Raw genomic sequence first — 16,869 nt, 5'->3', positions numbered from 1 at the left:
GCCCCGGATCCGTCGGTGGTGGCACCGCCTTCTCACGGCCCGATACCGCCGATCGTCCACGGTGCGGGCGCCACCGCGAGCAGGTCCCGGGCAGGGCTGCAGACCCCCTGGCGGCGAAGATGACGGATGGTGTTCAGAAGTGGGCGAATGCGACTGATGGTCGACATTCGCCCGTTGAGAGTCAGGCCGTATGCGCGGCTGTGGGGGTCCACGGTCGTCACGGCGGTGGGCAGTGCGCTCACCGCGGTCGCAGTGCCGTTGCAGATCTACGAGATCACCGGGTCGTCGACCTACGTCGGGCTGGCCGGGTTGGCTGGCCTCGGCCCGCTGGTGATCTGCGGGCTGTGGGGTGGCGCGGTCGCCGACGTCGTCGACCGGCGCCGGATGATGCTGGTCACCAACATCGGCATCGCGCTCACCTCGACCGTGCTGTGGGTCCAAGCGGTCGTCGGACTGCATTCGGTTGCGGTCCTGCTGGGCCTCGTCGCGGTGCAGCAGGGCCTGTTCGGCGCGAACACGTCCGTGCGGGGCGCGGTCGTTCCCCGACTGGTCCCGACCGAGCTTTTTCCGGCCGCGAACACGCTGCAGTCATCCGTCGTCTATTTCGGCGGGATCGTCGGGCCGCTGCTCGCGGGCGCGCTGCTACCCGTGATCGGGATCGGGACGCTCTACCTCATCGACGCCACAGCACTGTGCGCGACGCTGTGGGCGGTATGGAAACTGCCACCGCTGCCACCGCTGCATGAGGGGACGCGCCGCGCCGGCCTACGGGAGATCGCGGCGGGCCTGAGATACCTGACGAAGCGCAGGATCCTGCTGGTCACCTACCTCGCGGACCTCATCGCCATGCTGTTCGCCAACCCCGTGGCGCTGTTCCCGCAGGTAGCCCACGAGACCTTCGATGATCCACCCGGTGGGGGGTTCGCCATCGGCGTTCTCTACGCCGCCATCCCCGCCGGCGCGCTGTGCGCCGCCGTGCTGTCCGGGACCTTCACCGGCATCCGCCGCCACGGCGCGGTGGTAGCCGCGGCGGTATGCACATGGGGGCTGGCGATCACAGCGTTCGGGTTCTCCCGCAGCCTGATCCTGGCCGCACTGTTCCTTGTACTCGCGGGCGCCGCCGTCATCGTGCTGAGCGTGTTCCGCAGAACCGTCCTACAGGAAGCGGTCACCGACGAGATGCGTGGGCGGATGCAGGGCATCGACGTCATCGTCGCCGCCGGCGGCCCGCAGCTGGCCTACATCGCCCACGGCACGGCCGGCGCCGCACTCGGCACCACCTGGGCTATCAGCGGCGGCGGCCTCCTTGCCGTTGCGGCGATGCTCGCCACCGTCCTGGCCTTCCCCACCTACTGGCGCTACCGAGCCCCCACCCAGCCCGACCATCGCATCGGCGAACCCGCCGAGCCTGAGCCCCCAGCTGTGAGATCACGCGAAGCCATCCAGACATCCCCATAGGCCCGCCGCCTGTTGTTCGTTAGGGGAACCCCCAACGAACACCCGACAAGGTCGCCGGCGCCCAGCCCCGAGCAGGCAAGGCTGCGTCTCATAAGACCCGTCCGGACGTTGTCTCAGTTGTCGGGGGCTATCCGTACGCTGCCGGGGTGACCGTGACCCTGATCGGCTATGCCCGCTGCTCCACCGACGCCCAGGACCTCACCGCGCAACGCGATCGGCTCGCCGAGCTCGGTGTCCCCGCCGACCGGATCTACCTCGACCGCGGCCTGACCGGCACGACACGCGCCCGGCCCGGCCTCGACCAGGCCCTCGCCGCCGTCCGAGCCGGCGACACGCTCATGGTTCCAAAACTGACCGGCTCGCCCGCTCGGTGCCCGACGCCCGCGACATCGCCGACTCCCTGGCCACCCGTGGCGTTCGACTCTCGCTCGGTGGCACCGTCTACGACCCGACCGACCCGATGGGCAAGATGTTCTTCAACATCCTCGCCACGTTCGCCGAGTTCGAGGTCGACCTGCTGCGGATGCGCACCCGCGAGGGCATGGCGGTCGCCCGCGCCCGCGGGAAGCTGCGCGGCAAGCAGCCCAAGCTGTCCGCCAAGCAGCAGCGGGAGCTGCGCCGGATGCACGCCACCGGCGAGTACATGATCTCTGACCTCGGCGAGCTGTTCAGCGTCTCCCGGGCCACCGTGTACCGCACGCTGGGCAAGGCCGGACTGCAGGCCGCCGTCGCCACGCTGCCCGCTGACACCCGACCTACGCCCACGGTAGAGCCCTACGATCAACTGCTTACTCGCATTCCAGCGCGGGACGACACCTGACACCCGCGACCGGCAACAGCCAGCCGCAGAGGCAGACGACCTTCGTTGCCTCTTTCTGGCGCTGCCAGTGCGCCAAGCAGGGCCAGACCATCGACGACGTTCTCGAGCCCCTGCGCGAGGCCAGGTTCCACATCTACCGGGTCGCCAACGACTACGCGCTGGAACGGGCCCGCTAACGCCACTGACCGTTCGGTTGCTGCTCAAGCCCGGAGGCGGCCGTGGGGTGGCCGTAAGAGCCCCAGTCCGCCGCATACGATCTTCACCATGTCAGAACTGTCGACGCTGACAGCGTGCAGCCATGGACATGTGATCCACTACCCCCAGGTTCTCGATGACAAGGCCATCGAGGCTGCACAAGAACTCGCCTTTTGCGCGATGTGTGAGTGCGGCACGGTGCACTTTGTGGTGATCTGGGCCGGCGACGGCGCGCGCGTCATGGCGTCAGGCGACGCCGGGCTGTTCGAGAGGTTCGAAGCCCAGACGTGGCCGGAGTCGATCCACACGGACGAGCACGGCGCCTTCTTCTACCGGACTGTCCCCAACACGCTAGTGCGGCGTAAACAAATGCTCGTTCCAGTGACACTGTTAGGCTAGAAAAAGTGTGGGTAAATTGGACACATGATCCTAACTGATAATCAACGCAATATTCTCGAGTCCTTGGCTGGAGGTGGTGGGTACGACAGGTCTGCGGCTGCCCGCGCCCGTATGGTGCTATGGCGGGACGAAGGATTCTCAGTGCGGGAAATAGCCGAGAAGGCGGGCGCGTCGAAGCCTACCGTGCGACTGTGGCTGTCGCGCTATGACGAGGAGGGGCCGGACGGCTTGCTGAGCCGGGTGTCCCCGGGGCGGCCACGGGAGGTCCCGGGGCGGGTACGGGCGCGGATCCTGGCGTTGACCAGGACCACTCCTCCACCGGAGACCGGACTGAGCCACTGGACGAGCACCGAGATGGCGCGGTACCTGAAGCGCCGCGAAGGAGTGTCGGTCTCGCACACCTTCGTGGCCCAGCTGTGGCGGGAGAACAATCTCCAGCCGCACCGGCACCGAGTCTTCAAGCTCTCGGCGGACCCGGATTTCGAGGCCAAGGTGGAGGACGTCGTCGGCCTCTACCTTGATCCCCCCGAGGGCGCCGAGGTCCTGTCGATCGACGAAAAGCCTGGGGTGCAGGCACGCGACCGGACGCAGCCACCGCGGCCGGTCGCCACCGGCCGGGTCGCCACCCGCACGCACGACTACCAGCGGAAGGGCACGACCGACCTGTTCGCCGCCCTCGACGTCGGGACGGGGCGGGTCACCGCCAGGTGCTTCCCCAGCCACACCAGGGCCGATTTCCTCACGTTCATGGACCAGGTCATCGCGGAATACGGCGGTGCGGAGCTCCATTGGACAGCCACCGCAGAAGAGATCGTAGCCAAGGTGGAGGTACTCCACCGGGAATTCAGGAAGCTGCTCACCAACAACTTGTGACGACATTTAGTTATGTATCATCGGAAAGAATTTTGGTTTACAATCTACTAGTTTGTGGGACGGTTTTCGGCGCTCTCGGCCCCGTCTGGTGTCGATGTCCGAAGTCGGCTGCACGGATGTCCGTAGTTCCCTGCACGCGGTCGGGTTGATGAAGTTTGGCGTTCCTGGCTGGGCACCACGTGGCGCGTCCAGCCAGGAACTTGCCCGGCTACAGGTACAGGCGGGTGATCAGCCCGATGACGTGACCGGTCGGATCGTCGAACTGGAAGTTGCTGATCAGGGCTGGAGCACGTAGCGACCGCGCACCCCACCCTTCGCCATGGCCCGGTGGGCGTCGGCGACCTGATCCAGCGGCACGACCGCGTGCACTCGGGCCGGTAGTTCACCGGACGCGGTGCGGGCGAGCAGGTCGCCCAATCGCGGGCCGTCGGGGTGCGTTCCCACGACGGCTACGGTGATCCCGCGCTCCGTGGCCGGCATGGCGTTCGGCCGGACGCCGACGAACGCCCCGCCGTCGCGGACCAGGGCGAGACCCTGCTCCTGCAGGACGGCACCGTCGGCGACCGCGTCCCAGCCCGACTCGGCGTGTGTGGTGAAACCGGCGCCGAGGCTGCGGACGAACTCCTCGTCCTCGGCTCGGGCCAGGCCGGTCACCCGCCAGCCGCGGTCCTGCGCGAGCGAGGCGACGTACCCCCCGACCGCGCCGGCCGCCCCGGTCACCAGCAGCCGGTTACCGCCGGTGGGTGCGTCGCCGAGCAGGTCGACGATCTGCGCCGCCGCCAGCCCGTTGAGCGGCACCGTCGACGCCGCAACCAGGTCCAGCCCGTCGGGCACGACGGCGAGGTCGGCGGCCGGCACGACGAGCTGCTCGGCGTAGGTGCCGAAGTCGCGGTCGAACCCAACCACCAGACCGGCGACCCGGGTACCGACAGCCAGGTCCACGCCGCGGCCGGTGGCTACGACGATGCCGGCGAAGTCCCAACCCAGGCCGGTACGCTCCGGCTGGTTGATCAGCCCCATGGTGTGGAAGAAGCCGCCCGCGACCCCGAGGTCGACGGGGTTGACCGGCGCAGCGGTGATCTCGACCCGGACCTCGCCGGGCCCGGGCTCGGCAACGGGAACGTCAATGATCTCGATCGAGCCGGGTCCGCCCGGGGTGCGCACGACAGCGGTGCGGAAGGTGGACATGCTCATGGGTTCGCTCCCTGTGGGCTTGTGTTCGACGGCCATCCCACATCACTATTGAGGGGTAACTCTCCACGAGGAAGTACGCACCTCACAGTGCGTAGGGCACCGCCCGGTAGGAAGGAGCAGTCGATGCCAACACTGACGGCAGCCCAGAAGCGGGCACAGGCGCAGGCAGACTACGACGCGTTCCTGGCACGCTGCCCCAGCCGCCAGCTACTCGACCGGATCTCCGACAAGTGGGTGACGCTGGTCCTGGCGGCTCTCGGCAGCGACGGCCCGCACGCCCCCGGCAGCAACCATGTCGGCGAGCCGCGAGCGATGCGCTACTCGGAGTTGGCCCGCCGGCTGGCCGGGGTCAGCCAGAAGATGCTCACCCAGACACTGCGTTCCCTCGAGCGCGACGGCCTGGTCACCCGCACCGTGACGGCGACCGTGCCGGTCACCGTCACCTACGAGCTGACCGACCTGGGTCTCTCGCTCCACCACATGATGCACGGCATCAAGGATTGGGCCGAGGCACACATGGACGAGGTGCTCGCCAACCGCGAGGAGTACGACACCCGCGTCGCCTGAACACCGACCATCAGCACAGCGGAGGCCGTCGTATCAACCCCCCTGGATCCTCACCAGACCATCGGCGTCTGACAGGCCGGTCTTGCCGGCCCCCCGGCCCGGGCTGACGGTTCGTGCCCCACGATCCCGCCGCGCCGCGCGTACCGCGATCGCCGAGTACATCGAGGTCTTCTACAACCGGCAGCGACTCCACTCCACTCTCGGCTACCGCACCCCAGAACACAGCGAGCGCGCATACCACGCGACCCAGACCGAAACGAAGGAAGCAGCATAAAGCTGGTATAGTCCGTCTACGTCGGTGTCCGAGGAATGGGCAGCACCTCAGGCTGAATATCCAAGGTTGAGTTCCTGGCTTGTTCAGATTTCTGGCTTGTTCAGAGACCGGTCAGGACTCTGACGCGGTCGGCGGTGGCGCGCTGCCCGATATCGGTCTCCGGTCCCAACGCGTCGAACCCGTGGGGCGCCCCGGGGTGCACGTGCAACTCGATGGAAACACCGGCCATCGCGAGTCGACGTGCATACTCGATGCTCTCGTCACGGAAGATGTCGAGCTCGCCCACTTCGACGTAGGCCGGTGGCAGACCGGTGAGGTCGTCTGCTCGGGCCGGCGCCGCGTACGGTGGGACGTCGGGCCCGCCGCGCGCCATGCCGAGCAGTGCGCCCCATCCGGTGATGTTGTCGTCGTAGTTCCAGCCCGCGAACGGTGCGATCGCGGGGTCGGGCGTCGTGTTGCGGTCGTCGAGCATAGGGTAGATCAGAATCTGTCGGGCCAGCGCGGGGCCGCCTCGGTCGCGTGCCAGAAGGGCCACCGCAGCGGCCAGTCCACCGCCTCCGCTATCGCCCATGACCGCGATCCGTGCTGGGTCGACCCCGAGCTCGACCGCGTGGTCAGCCAACCACCGCAGCGCGGCGTAACAGTCCTCTACCGGCGTGGGATGGGGGTGCTCGGGGGCGAGGCGGTACTCGACCGACAGCATTGGGACACCGGTTGCTGACACGTATCGGGCGACCCACGGATCGTAGAGCCCGACACTACCGAGGATCATTCCGCCGCCATGGAAATAGAGGACGGCAGTTCCGGGCATCGATTCACGCGCGGTATACCAACGCAGGGCGATGATAGCGCCATCGTGGGAGTTGATCTCGTAATCTGTGGTCGCCACGTCCTCGGGCGCAGGCAAGGCGGCGATCATTTGTGCCAGCGCGGCTTCAACACTCACTCGCCGTGCCTTCCAGTCACCCGCCGGCGGGGGCTCGACCTCTGGCACGGCGGCCAGGAACGGCCCTATGACCGCTGCGAGCTGGGGATCGAGCGCGAACGTCATGTGGTTCCTTCCATGGGTGGGCCTATGCCCAGCCGACGTTGGTGTCGAAGAAAGCATGGGTCTGGTGAAGACGCCCGCTGCTGGAAACGCTGACATCGCACCTGTCTCAACGGGCGCGCCTGCTCCGTGGCATCCGAATTCCCACAAGAACCGGCATTGCTGCCGTGTATGAGATCTGCCGGCTTGGCTATTGTGGAGGAGGCGAGGTGAGGGGTGAGGTGTATAGGACTGCTGGCAGCGTTTCTATATCCTGGCTCTTCGGGCGGTTCAACTATCACACATTGGCTCGATCGAACGATATTTGGCACATAACCGCGGGTTGAGAGCAACTGTCTTGGAGCATGTACGGGCCGGGCTATTTGCAGGCGCGAGCGAGCCGTGTACTCCGCGCCTGGATGACGGGAGTGACTATCGTTCTTTGGACTGGCGGGCGCTACAGGAGCGCCACAGCCGAGGCCGGACGAGTGCCGCACCCGTGGCCGCGACTCGCTACGCAGATCTCGTCATGGCATTGGCGGTTTCGATCAGGACGTCGTCGAGGGGGGTCGGCTTGAGATCGAAGGTCCGTGTGGCCAGCGTGGCGTCTAGGACGGCGGGCCGCTGGTAGAGGTACTGCATCTCCGGAACCTCCGCCATGATCGGATCGGAGCTGGCCAGGTTGTGCAGGTCGAGCGGTGACATGTTGACCAGGTGGGGGACGGGTGAGCCGGTCAGGTCGGCGAATCGCACCGCTATCTCGCGTACCGAGCCGTCGGAGATGGGGGGCACGTGCCAGGCCTGCCCCCAGGCCTGGTCGTTTCTGCTGACGGCGACGAGCATGCGGGCCACGTCGCCGGGATAGGACCAGCTGTGCGCCGCGTCCAGGTCTGCTGGGATGTGAACGGGATTTCCGGCCAGAACGGACGGCGCGACCATCAGGTTGAACATCGACACCGCTCCGGGACCGATGAAGTCGCCGGGTCGCACCTCGGCGAAACGGATCCGCCCCTGCTCGTGGGCGGTGATGGCGTCCTGCCACATCTGTGCCCGAACCCGGCCCTTGATGGTGGTCGGCGCCAGGGGAAGGTCCTCGGTCATCGCCCCGACGACGGGGCCGTACCCGTAGATGTTGCTGAGGTTGACGTAGCGCGCGCCGCTGCGTTCGGCCGCGGCCAGCAGTGCGGCTGCCAACGCCGGAGTCTCTGTCGGCAATCTGTTGTAGGCCGGCGATGCGCAGTTGAAGAGCGTGGCGGCGCCCTGGGTCAGCCTGGTCAGGAGGGCGGCATCGCTGGCGTCCGCGGCGATCCGTTCGATCAGCGGGTGCTCTGGCCCGCCGCCGCGCCGGCTGAGTATGCGCACCCGGTCACCGGACTCGGCGAGCAGGCGCGCGGTGGCTGTTCCGGAGTGGCTGGCTCCGACGACAACGTGGAGTGACATCGAGATCCGATCGTGAGGCGCGGGCGATCCGCGGTCGGCCTGGACTTCGACCGTACGTTTCCCGCTGAAGACAGTGAATAGCTTGCTGTCTACAATTCATGTCCAATCATCTATGCAGGCTGCAGATAGGGTCTGAGCATGGACCTGCTCAGCGACCTGCTCTCCGCCATGCGCACCGGGCAGCCATACGCGGGGAAGACCAGGTGCCGGGCCCCCTGGGGGGTGCTCTTCCCAGCCGGGGACGCGGCGGCGTGCCACGTGGTTCTGCAAGGCTCGTGCTGGCTGATCCCCCAGCACGGCGCCCCGCTGGCACTCGGCGTCGGCGACGTGGTGTTCACACCACACGGAGACGCGCACGCCATCGTCGACCAGCCCGGCAGCCCCACAATCGACTACCACCCCAAGCGCGGCGACGAGTCGACCATCAGGGAGATGACCATCCCCGGCTCGGGCGCCACCACGGAAATGCTGTGTGCCTCCTACAGTTTCGACCAGGCCCGCCCGCACCCGCTGCTCCACGGCCTGCCCCAGGTCGTCCACCTACCCGCCCGCGTCGGGCACCACTCCGATCTTCGTGCCGCCGTCGATCTCCTGGGCAACGAACTGCGACAGCCCCGCGCCGGTACGGAGGCCATCGTGCCCGCGCTCATCGACATGCTGCTGCTCTACGTCCTGCGCGCCTGGCTCGAAGAACAGTCCGGACATGCCCTGACCGGCTGGGTCATGGCACTGAACGACCCGGCGATCTCAACGGCGCTGCACCACATCCATCGCCACCCCGGGCGCCCGTGGAGCGTCGAGGATCTGGCCAGGGAGGCCGGACTGTCACGCGCGGCCTTCGCCAAACGGTTCGCCAGCACCGTCGGTCAGCCCCCACTGGCGTACCTGACGTGGTGGCGGATGACGACTGCCGCGCGACTGCTGCGCGAGTCCAAGGCCCCACTGAGCGCGGTCGCCGAACGTTGTGGCTACCGCTCGGAATTCGCGTTCGCCAAGGCGTTCAAACGTGAATTCGGCGCCGCACCCGGCAGGTACCGACGCCAAGGACAGCCTGGTCAAGATCTATCCGAGAAGTGACTGATGGGGCCCGCAATCGCATCGGGATTCACTTCCCCGACGGCTCCGGAGTGTGGCCGGCCGTCGCCGAGCTCCCTTTCCATCCTGGAACGGGTGGCCACCGACTGCGCGCGGCTGCTCGGCGACGAACACCCGAACACGGTGGCGGTGGTTGCCGCGTTGCGGGCGTGGCAGGCCGACACCTGAATCGATCTTGTTCGTGTCGCCCCACAGTGTCGTTTGGGGTACACCCCAACACCACACGATCAACTGGCCGGAAAGACGTCAGGTTAGAGTCCTTCGGCGTGTTTCTTGACACCTGTCCGGCAGGTTCTTAAAGTCCAACCTGACATTTCCGGGTGCGGAGGGGGCCGGGGCGGATGCGGGTCGGTTACGTCAGGGTCAGCAGCGTCGACCAGAACACGGTGCGGCAACTTGACGGGGTCGACGTCGAGCGGGTCTTCACCGACAAGGCGTCCGGGAAGGACAGCGACCGGCCGAAGCTCGACGAGCTGCTCGCGTTCGTCCGCGACGGCGACACCGTGCTCGTGCACTCCATGGACCGCCTCGCCCGCAACCTCGACGACCTCCGCCGCCTCGTCCGGACCCTCACCGGCAAAGGCGTCCGGGTCGAGTTCGTCAAAGAGAGCCTCGCCTTCACCGGCGAGGACTCACCCATGGCAATGCTGCTGCTCTCCGTCATGGGAGCCTTCGCCGAGTTCGAACGCGCTTTGATCCTCGAACGCCAACGCGAAGGCATCGCCGCCGCCCGCCAGCGCGGCGTCTACACCGGCCGCACACCCGCCCTCACCCCCGACCAGGCCGACCAGCTCCGTGAACGCGCCGCCGCCGGCGAGCGCAAGTCCGACCTGGCCCGCGCGTTCGGCATCAGCCGCGAAACCGTCTACACCTACCTACGGACCACAGCCGTCGCAGGCGCCACCAGCTGAACCGACCCGGCGACTCCCATACCGAGAATGATCAGTTTGGCCTGTCAGTTACGAAATGGCCATGGCGGCCCTCCCTTCCAGGTGGAGGGCTCCTGCTCTCGGAGCCATTCGAGGGTCGGGATCTTCTCCACCTGGTCCTCTATCCCGAGGGAGCGATGCACGAAGACCATGTGGCCGTCTCCTTCTTCGCTGTCCGTCAGGAGCGAGTCGTCGAACAGCGCTGCTGCTGCACGGCCCGGGTCTTCGCCGTCGGGGTACTCGTAGATCTGCCATGAGGTCGACGCCCAGCCCAAGTCCACATCGTCGCCGTACCAGGCATAGACCTCCTTGACCGGGAGTCCTCGTCTCCCGACTTCAAGGTAGGTTCCTCGTCTCCAGGTCTCCGCGGCGACCCGCGCCGTTTCCGGGCTGATCTCCACCAGACGGTCGAGGATCTCCTGGACCGCGTCCGTCGCCTCCTGACGGCTCATGCTCCCAAGGCCAACAATCACGTCTACCGGCCCCCAGACATGGTCGATCTGCACCTGCATGTGGTTCCAGGCCATGGGTCCTCCCCGGAGTGATAGACGTTCAGCACAGACCCGACATGAAGATCGTCACTCATCCTCGCCGTGCCTTCAAGAGCACCGCCGACGCCGATCGCCTCAGCCTGGCGCGCTGCGGTGTCCCACATCGCGCCGGAAGCGGTCAGTACCCCATGCTCAACCACCGGGCTTCGGCCAACTGGAAACTCCCACCCGCACACACGATCATGGTCGAGGCTGACCGTAGTGCAGACGGTGTCGGCTCCGACCCATCACGCGGGACTGAACTCGCCTGCACACCGGCACAGACGCCCAGCTCAGCCATGCACGCGAGTTCGGACATTCACACGTCCTGACCTTGATCGTCGCCCGTCCCGTTAATGACCGAATACGGGACTCCAGTAATCGGCCCTGGCGATCTACCCGCGGGAAGCCTGCTCGTCGATCCAGCTGACAAGCCGCTCGGTCTGCTGTGTGTTGGGGTGGTTGTCGCCGAGGACCCGCCGCTGGCGGGCCAACGTGTCCTGGGCCAGCTGTCGGGCTGCCTGGTGCTCCCCCAGCACGCCCAGCCGGCCGGCGAGGTTGCCCGCCGAGGTCAGAGTGTTGGGGTGGTTGTCGCCGAGGACCCGCCGCCGGCGGGCCAACGTGTCCTCGTCCAGCTGACGGGCGGCCTGGTGCTCCCCCATCGCGGACAGGTAGGTGGCGAGGTTGTTAGCTGAGGTCAGGGTGCGGGGGTGGTCGTTGCCGAGGACCCGCCGCTGGCGGGCCAACGTGTCCTGGGCCAGCTGTCGGGCGGCCTGGTGCTCCCCCATCGCGTACATCTGGGCGGCGAGGTTGTTAGCTGAGGTCAGGGTGCGGGGGTGGTTGTCGCCGAGGACCCGCCGCTGGCGGGCCAACGTGTCCTGGGCCAGCTGTCGGGCGGCCTGGTGGTGTCCGAGGGCGTTGTAGGTGGTGGCGAGGGTGTGGGCGGCGGCGAGGGTGGTGGGGTGGTCGGGGCTGTGGTGGTGGAGGGCGTCGCGGTGTAGGCGTAGGGCGAGGGTGTTGGCGGCGGTGTAGTCACCGCGGGCGTAGAGCTGGTAGCAGAACTGGTCGGTAGTGGTGCGGAGGTGGTGGGGGTCGTCGGGGCCGGTCAGCTGGCTGTGGGCGTGCAGGAGGTGGGGGCCGAGGGCGGTCCAGGCCGGCCAGCTGCGGGGATCGTCCGCCTGGTGGGTGGGGGTGGCGGCGGTGAGGAGCCGGGTGGTGGTGTCGGTGAGGGTGCGGCGCTGGGCGTCGGTGAGCTGGCCGGCGATGACGGCTTGGACGAGACGGTGCACGGTGAGCGTGCCGTCGCTGTCGTGGTGGCGGAGCAGGGAGTAGTCCGCGGCCGCGGCGACCGCCTCCCGCACATCCTGGCCGGCTGCCGGCGGGTGTCGGCGGTGCCACCAGCGGCGCCGCCGGAGGGGCAGGGTGGGGAACAGCGCCAGCGGGATCGGGTCGGGGGCGAGCAGCGCGCAGGCCTGGAGCAGCCAGACCGCAGCGGGGGCGTCGGCGGCCAGGCGTTGCAGGGAGAGTGACCAGCAGGTGTCGAGACGGCCGGCGTAGAGCGGGGGGTCTCCGGTGGCCAGGTATTCGGCGCGCCGCGCCCGGAACTGGGCGAGGTAGTCGCGTGGAGGGGTGCGGGTGCGGGCCAGGTAGGCGCCGGCTTGGGCGAGGGCGAGTGGCAGGTCCCCGAGTTCGTCGGCGAGCGCGCCGGCGACGGCCGGGTCCAGGCCGGGGAGCTGGTGGGTGAGGAGCGCGACGGACTCGGGGCGGGGGAGCAGGTCGACGTCGACGGTGGCGGCCAGATGCTCCCAGGCCGGGTTGCGTGAGGTGATCAGCACGTGGCCGGGGCCGGTGGGCAGCCAGGGGGCCAGCGCGGTGGGGTGCTCGGCGTTGTCGAACACCACCAGCCACCCCGGCCGGCGGGCGAGTGCTGCCAGCACCCCTGACGCGGTCTCGGGAACGGTGGTGGTGGGTAGGCCCAGTGGCCTGGCCAACGTGGCGATCTTCTCGGCGAGCAGTGTGGTCTGTTCGGCGTCGATCCACCAGATCAGGGTGTAGTCGCCGGTGTGGCGGTGGGCGTACTCGAGCGCGAGCTGGGTCTTCCCGACCCCGCCCATCCCGTGTAGGGCGGTGACCGCGACCGGACCGGCCTGAAGTTGCCGGCGGATCCGTTCCAGCTGCCCCGCCCGGCCGGTGAACAGCCGGTTCCGTGCCGGCAGAGCCCCGACCGGCGGGCCGTCCACCCGCGGCGGTGGGCCCGCGCCTGCCGGGTCGGGTTCGGGGGACGGCGGGCGGGTGAACACCAGCGGCGTCCCGTAGGCCAGCAGCGCGATCGTCAACGCCGGTGTGATCACCGCCAGTATCGTGCCGGCCGGTTCCCAGTCGTACCGGCGCACCAGCACCACCGTCACCACCAGCGCGACCACCGTGACCCCTGCCGGCACCAGATGCCGCCGCACCGCCCCCATAACCGTCCATCATCGACCACCCCGGCACACCAGCCCGTTACCCACCGCATCCCGGCCCGGACCGCGCCGCTCCCGGGAACCGGAACAGCCCCTGACGCCTCTTGCAGTCGATCTTGAAGCGGGGGTAGGCGCGGCTCAGGCCCGGGATGCAGGGAAATTACCGGGCGTCAGCCCCCGGCCACCGGTGACCCGGCGCGCGGAGGCTGGTACAGGTACAGGCACAGGTGAATACCGCGTTGGGGAACGGAGATACGCGGCTGCCCGCGGGGCTGACGCGACCGGCGTCCTGGACAGCTGGGGACGGCGCCGGCGCTTCCTGACCAGATCACCTGGCGTCAGTGCTGGCCCGGCCAGCGCGGCCGATCGGGCCTGGGAGGGGAGGCTTCTCGGGCGCGAGGGACCCGCGAGAGCATCAACTAGCTGTTGACTTGCATCAATGTGATGTTGATCTGGCAGGGTGACCACTGACAACTCGGCCGCCGTCGACGACGGCCTGCCCGAGCGCCTGGCCAACTTCCGACCCGTCTACGAGGCGCTGCCCCCCGCCGACCGTCCAGCCCACGTGGCCCGGTGGACAGCCCTCATCGATGCCGCCCGCCAGCGGTCCGCGGCCGCGCTGCGTCTGCAGGCATGGTTCGGCTCCGCCGACGAACGGCAGTGGGCTGGCGACCCGAACGGCCCCCGGCTCAGCGCCCAGGAACTAATGGCTGCGACCCGCGGCGCCGCCATGCCCTACCGCGGCCCCGACGACGACCGGCCCCGCCCGACAGCCGCCGACCTGGCCGACGCGCTGCGCCAGATCGACCAGGCCCGCCTCGACCTCGCGCAGCTCGAGGAACGGCTCGTGGAACTGGCCCGCACCGAGGCCGACGACCGCCGCCGCCTGCCCTGGACGGAGATCGCCGACGCGCTCGGCCTCGCCTCCCCCCAGACCGCCCAACAGCGCTACCGACACTCCTCACGCCTGCACGCGGACACCGACGCCGCTCTCACCGGTGGTGAGGCGGGCCGTGATGAGTGATGCGGACCGGGACGACGACCGTCGCACGGGCCTGCCCGACATCGACGCGTTCATCGACGTCGCTGACGCCGAGCGGGGCACGCTCAACGATCTGTTCGCGGTGAACGCGGCGGAGAACGCTGTCGTCGCCATCCGCCGGGACGAGCTGGTCGCCGAGCAGACCGCGGCGCACCGGCGGTGGAGTGCGGCGAAGGGCCGGCTGACCCGGGCGCAGCGCGACGGCGACGCCGGGAAGATCGCCGCTGCCCGCCGGCGCGTGGACGAGCTCTCTGCCGAGTGCGACCGGAACGACAAGCGGATCACCGCCGAGCTGGCCCGGCTCAGCCAGGCCCGCCATGACCAGGTAGGCGAGATCTACGACCAGATGCACCGGTCCTGGGACGCCGGCGGCCGTGTCATCGACGCGCTGGAGGGACACCGCGTCGACCGCCGGCACGACGATGGGTAGCGCCCGTCACGAAACCTCGTGCGGGTGCGGACCGGTCCGGCCGGTGACCCGCTCGTCGACGGGCCGGCCGGGCCGGTCCGCCCAAGCGCTGGCCAGTGCGGCACCGGCGCCGTTCTACGCCGACGACGCGGGCGTCAGGATCGGGATCCGGGGATGAGGGACCGCGCCGACCGGCGCGGGTACGCACACCATCGCCGAGCTCGCCGAACTGCTCTCCGTCTCCCGGGCGACCGTCTACCGGGTCCTCGAACGCGCCACCCGCAAGATCAATCCTTAGCGTTCAATCCTGCGGAAATCTGCGCCTCACCCCGTCCACAAAGCCCTTCTGCGCGAGTTTGATGAGGGCCTCGCGGACCGGCGCGCGACTGATCCTGAGCGCGTCGGCGACCTCGTCCTGATCGATCTTGCTGCGTGGCGGCAGACCGCCCGAGACGATCGCCTCCCGGATGAAGTCGGCCGCCTCGTCCTTGAGACGGAACTCGCGTTCGTGGTCCAGGGAAGCGGGTCGTTCCACACGTCGAAGGGGACGCCGCCGCCCGGTCAGCCGGGCGGCGGTGCGGCGATCGGAGGGCTCATGTCCGACCGGTAGACCTTCAGCCTGCCGGCCCGTTCGCGTTTGGCCGCGTACATCGCAAGGTCGGCCTGGTGGAGCAGGACGTCGGGGTCGGCCGGGCGGGCGGGGGAGTCGAGGGTGACCAGTCCGAGGCTGGCTCGCGGGGTGTAAGGCCGTCCCGCCAGCAGACACGGTGCCTGTATCGCTGCCGCGAGCCGCTCCCCGACACGGCGGGGATTGCGGAGTCCGTCGCCGTCGAGGATGACGGCGAACTCGTCGCCGCCGAGCCGGGCGACGGTGTCCACGGTCCGTGTTCCCGCCCGCAGCCGCTCCGCGCTGATCCGGAGGAGCTCGTCCCCGGCGGCATGCCCGAAGGTGTCGTTGATGTGCTTGAACTCGTCAAGGTCCAGAAACAGCACGGACAGCGACGTGCCGCCACCGGCGTCGCTGGCGTCACCGGCGTCGTCGGTGGCGCGCGTGAGTGCTCGCTGTAGTCGGCGGGTGAACAGGGCCCGGTTCGCCAGGCCGGTCAGCGGGTCGTGGAAGGCCTGGTGGTGCAGCTCCCGTTCCTGGTCCCGGATTCCGGTGAGTAGCCGGGCGTTCTCGACCAGCGTGACCATCTGGCGGACCAGCGCGACCAGCAGCAGCCCGGCGATGCCGTACGTCTCGAACCGGTCGACCTGCGTACCGATCGACAGCTTGCCGACCACCAGCAGGCCCGCCGCACCGAGCACCGCGTAGGGCAGCACCACGTACGCCCACGTCGCCTGCGGCCCGGCCGGCGCCGGGCCGTCCAGCGCCGGGCCGTCCGGCGGTGCGCGAGCCGGGAACGGCAGCAGCGCGGCAAGGAAGACCAGCAGGAAGGCGAGGCCGAATGCGACCACGCTCAACGGCGGCATGTCGAGCTGGTGCTGCGCGACGCGGTAGACGAAGACGTTGCTGGTGAGACCGTAGGCGAGCAGACCTGTGCCGAGCAGTGCCAACGTCGTCGGGGAGCGCGGCCGGCGGAAGCTCGCGATCAGCACCACCGCCGTGACCAGGATCAGTACGGAGACCGCGTGGACCAGGGAGAGCAGGAACTCTCTGAGGTTGGGCGCACCTGTCCGGACGACCGCGGCGAGCACCGTCCCCCATTCCAGCAGGACGATCGAACCGACGATCAGTACACAGTCCAGCATGGTGATCACGTACCAGCGGGACGAGCCGCGGCCCTGCCTCCCCGCCCGGCCGTCCACCGGGTCGGTGGGCAGCGACAGCAGCCCGGCCAGGGCCACACCGTGGAAAACGAGCAGGACGGCGTACCACCCCGAGGACACCCGGGGAGATTCACCACCCAGCACGGCTGCCGCCGTCGCGACGCTGGCGAGCGCCGAGCTGCCCGCCATGACGCCGATGAGCCGCCGCCAGCGCCGGTCACCGGGGCGGGTGCGCCGAGCGGTCCAGAAGCAGGCCGCCGCGGCGGCCACCTGGGCGGCGGCGTTGAGCGACATCGTGGCGACGACGCCCGGCCGCGGGCCCAACAGCACCGCGAGGGCGACCTCCAGCGCAAAAAGCACCACGGCGGCGACGGCCGCGCACCAC

Annotated in this window: 15 protein-coding genes and 3 pseudogenes; 11 read left to right on the top strand and 7 right to left on the bottom strand. The window is 68.9% G+C overall.

Annotated elements, in window-relative coordinates; translation table 11 throughout:
• Positions 1 to 174: 174 nt before the first annotated feature.
• The 4 genes and pseudogenes from FRANEAN1_RS23275 to FRANEAN1_RS23260 all read left to right on the top strand — a co-directional run bounded on the left by FRANEAN1_RS23275 (position 175) and on the right by FRANEAN1_RS23260 (position 3,745).
• Positions 175 to 1,458, top strand: coding sequence for an MFS transporter (locus FRANEAN1_RS23275; protein WP_347176722.1), 1,284 nt, complete (start codon positions 175 to 177; stop codon positions 1,456 to 1,458).
• A gap of 146 nt (positions 1,459 to 1,604) precedes the next feature.
• Positions 1,605 to 2,167 (top strand): annotated as a pseudogene (locus tag FRANEAN1_RS23270) (recombinase family protein); the annotation flags it as partial.
• 375 nt (positions 2,168 to 2,542) lie between these two features.
• Complete coding sequence (locus FRANEAN1_RS23265; RefSeq protein WP_020462261.1) at positions 2,543 to 2,872, top strand: hypothetical protein; 330 nt, start codon at positions 2,543 to 2,545, stop codon at positions 2,870 to 2,872.
• 24 nt (positions 2,873 to 2,896) lie between these two features.
• The gene (locus FRANEAN1_RS23260) at positions 2,897 to 3,745 is read left to right on the top strand and encodes an IS630 family transposase (RefSeq protein WP_020462260.1); all 849 of its coding nucleotides are present in this window, start codon (positions 2,897 to 2,899) and stop codon (positions 3,743 to 3,745) included.
• Between the two features lie 276 nt (positions 3,746 to 4,021).
• Here FRANEAN1_RS23260 and FRANEAN1_RS23255 read toward each other — a convergent pair whose 3' ends face one another.
• Positions 4,022 to 4,939 (bottom strand): NADP-dependent oxidoreductase, encoded by a 918-nt coding sequence (locus tag FRANEAN1_RS23255; RefSeq protein ID WP_020462259.1) that lies wholly within the window; start codon positions 4,937 to 4,939, stop codon positions 4,022 to 4,024.
• A gap of 123 nt (positions 4,940 to 5,062) precedes the next feature.
• Between FRANEAN1_RS23255 and FRANEAN1_RS23250 the strand changes: the two genes are divergently transcribed.
• The gene (locus tag FRANEAN1_RS23250; protein WP_020462258.1) at positions 5,063 to 5,506 is read left to right on the top strand and encodes a helix-turn-helix domain-containing protein; all 444 of its coding nucleotides are present in this window, start codon (positions 5,063 to 5,065) and stop codon (positions 5,504 to 5,506) included.
• Between the two features lie 124 nt (positions 5,507 to 5,630).
• Positions 5,631 to 5,780: pseudogene (locus FRANEAN1_RS41455) on the top strand (IS3 family transposase); the annotation flags it as partial.
• 100 nt (positions 5,781 to 5,880) lie between these two features.
• Here FRANEAN1_RS41455 and FRANEAN1_RS23245 read toward each other — a convergent pair.
• Entirely contained in the window at positions 5,881 to 6,831 is a 951-nt protein-coding gene (locus FRANEAN1_RS23245; RefSeq protein WP_020462256.1) for an alpha/beta hydrolase, read from the bottom strand.
• A 489-nt stretch (positions 6,832 to 7,320) separates the two neighbouring features.
• Positions 7,321 to 8,247: an NAD-dependent epimerase/dehydratase family protein gene (locus tag FRANEAN1_RS23240; protein WP_020462255.1), complete on the bottom strand. Its 927-nt coding sequence runs from the start codon at positions 8,245 to 8,247 to the stop codon at positions 7,321 to 7,323.
• Positions 8,248 to 8,385: 138 nt separating this feature from the next.
• Between FRANEAN1_RS23240 and FRANEAN1_RS23235 the strand changes: the two genes are divergently transcribed.
• Positions 8,386 to 9,324, top strand: a complete 939-nt coding sequence (locus tag FRANEAN1_RS23235; protein ID WP_020462254.1) for an AraC family transcriptional regulator — start codon at positions 8,386 to 8,388, stop codon at positions 9,322 to 9,324.
• Positions 9,325 to 9,683: 359 nt separating this feature from the next.
• Positions 9,684 to 10,253 carry a recombinase family protein gene (locus tag FRANEAN1_RS23230; protein ID WP_020462253.1) on the top strand — a complete coding sequence of 190 codons (570 nt, stop codon included), beginning with the start codon at positions 9,684 to 9,686 and terminating at the stop codon, positions 10,251 to 10,253.
• A 44-nt stretch (positions 10,254 to 10,297) separates the two neighbouring features.
• Here FRANEAN1_RS23230 and FRANEAN1_RS23225 read toward each other — a convergent pair whose 3' ends face one another.
• Positions 10,298 to 10,798 carry a hypothetical protein gene (locus tag FRANEAN1_RS23225; protein ID WP_020462252.1) on the bottom strand — a complete coding sequence of 167 codons (501 nt, stop codon included), beginning with the start codon at positions 10,796 to 10,798 and terminating at the stop codon, positions 10,298 to 10,300.
• A gap of 398 nt (positions 10,799 to 11,196) precedes the next feature.
• The gene (gene fxsT / locus FRANEAN1_RS23220; protein WP_157472766.1) at positions 11,197 to 13,266 is read right to left on the bottom strand and encodes an FxSxx-COOH system tetratricopeptide repeat protein; all 2,070 of its coding nucleotides are present in this window, start codon (positions 13,264 to 13,266) and stop codon (positions 11,197 to 11,199) included.
• Between the two features lie 457 nt (positions 13,267 to 13,723).
• On the opposite strand from fxsT, the gene FRANEAN1_RS37375 reads away from it, so the two are divergent.
• The 3 genes and pseudogenes from FRANEAN1_RS37375 to FRANEAN1_RS39480 form a co-directional block, all read left to right on the top strand.
• The gene (locus tag FRANEAN1_RS37375; RefSeq protein ID WP_020462250.1) at positions 13,724 to 14,287 is read left to right on the top strand and encodes a hypothetical protein; all 564 of its coding nucleotides are present in this window, start codon (positions 13,724 to 13,726) and stop codon (positions 14,285 to 14,287) included.
• Positions 14,280 to 14,735, top strand: a complete 456-nt coding sequence (locus FRANEAN1_RS23210; protein ID WP_020462249.1) for a hypothetical protein — start codon at positions 14,280 to 14,282, stop codon at positions 14,733 to 14,735. The genes FRANEAN1_RS37375 and FRANEAN1_RS23210 overlap by 8 nt, the downstream gene beginning before the upstream one ends.
• Before the next feature lie 184 nt (positions 14,736 to 14,919).
• Positions 14,920 to 15,012: pseudogene (locus FRANEAN1_RS39480) on the top strand (helix-turn-helix domain-containing protein); the annotation flags it as partial.
• Between the two features lie 3 nt (positions 15,013 to 15,015).
• Here FRANEAN1_RS39480 and FRANEAN1_RS23205 read toward each other — a convergent pair.
• Positions 15,016 to 15,249, bottom strand: coding sequence for a GntR family transcriptional regulator (locus FRANEAN1_RS23205; RefSeq protein ID WP_041254651.1), 234 nt, complete (start codon positions 15,247 to 15,249; stop codon positions 15,016 to 15,018).
• 26 nt (positions 15,250 to 15,275) lie between these two features.
• Positions 15,276 to 16,847, bottom strand: a complete 1,572-nt coding sequence (locus tag FRANEAN1_RS23200; protein ID WP_347176721.1) for a GGDEF domain-containing protein — start codon at positions 16,845 to 16,847, stop codon at positions 15,276 to 15,278.
• Positions 16,848 to 16,869: the final 22 nt, after the last annotated feature.

It is taken from the genome of Parafrankia sp. EAN1pec, from assembly GCF_000018005.1.
In the GTDB taxonomy this organism is placed as follows: Bacteria; Actinomycetota; Actinomycetes; order Frankiales; family Frankiaceae; genus Parafrankia; species Parafrankia soli.
Note: the sequence above shows the minus strand (reverse complement) of the source record. Positions and strands in the feature narration are given on the sequence as shown.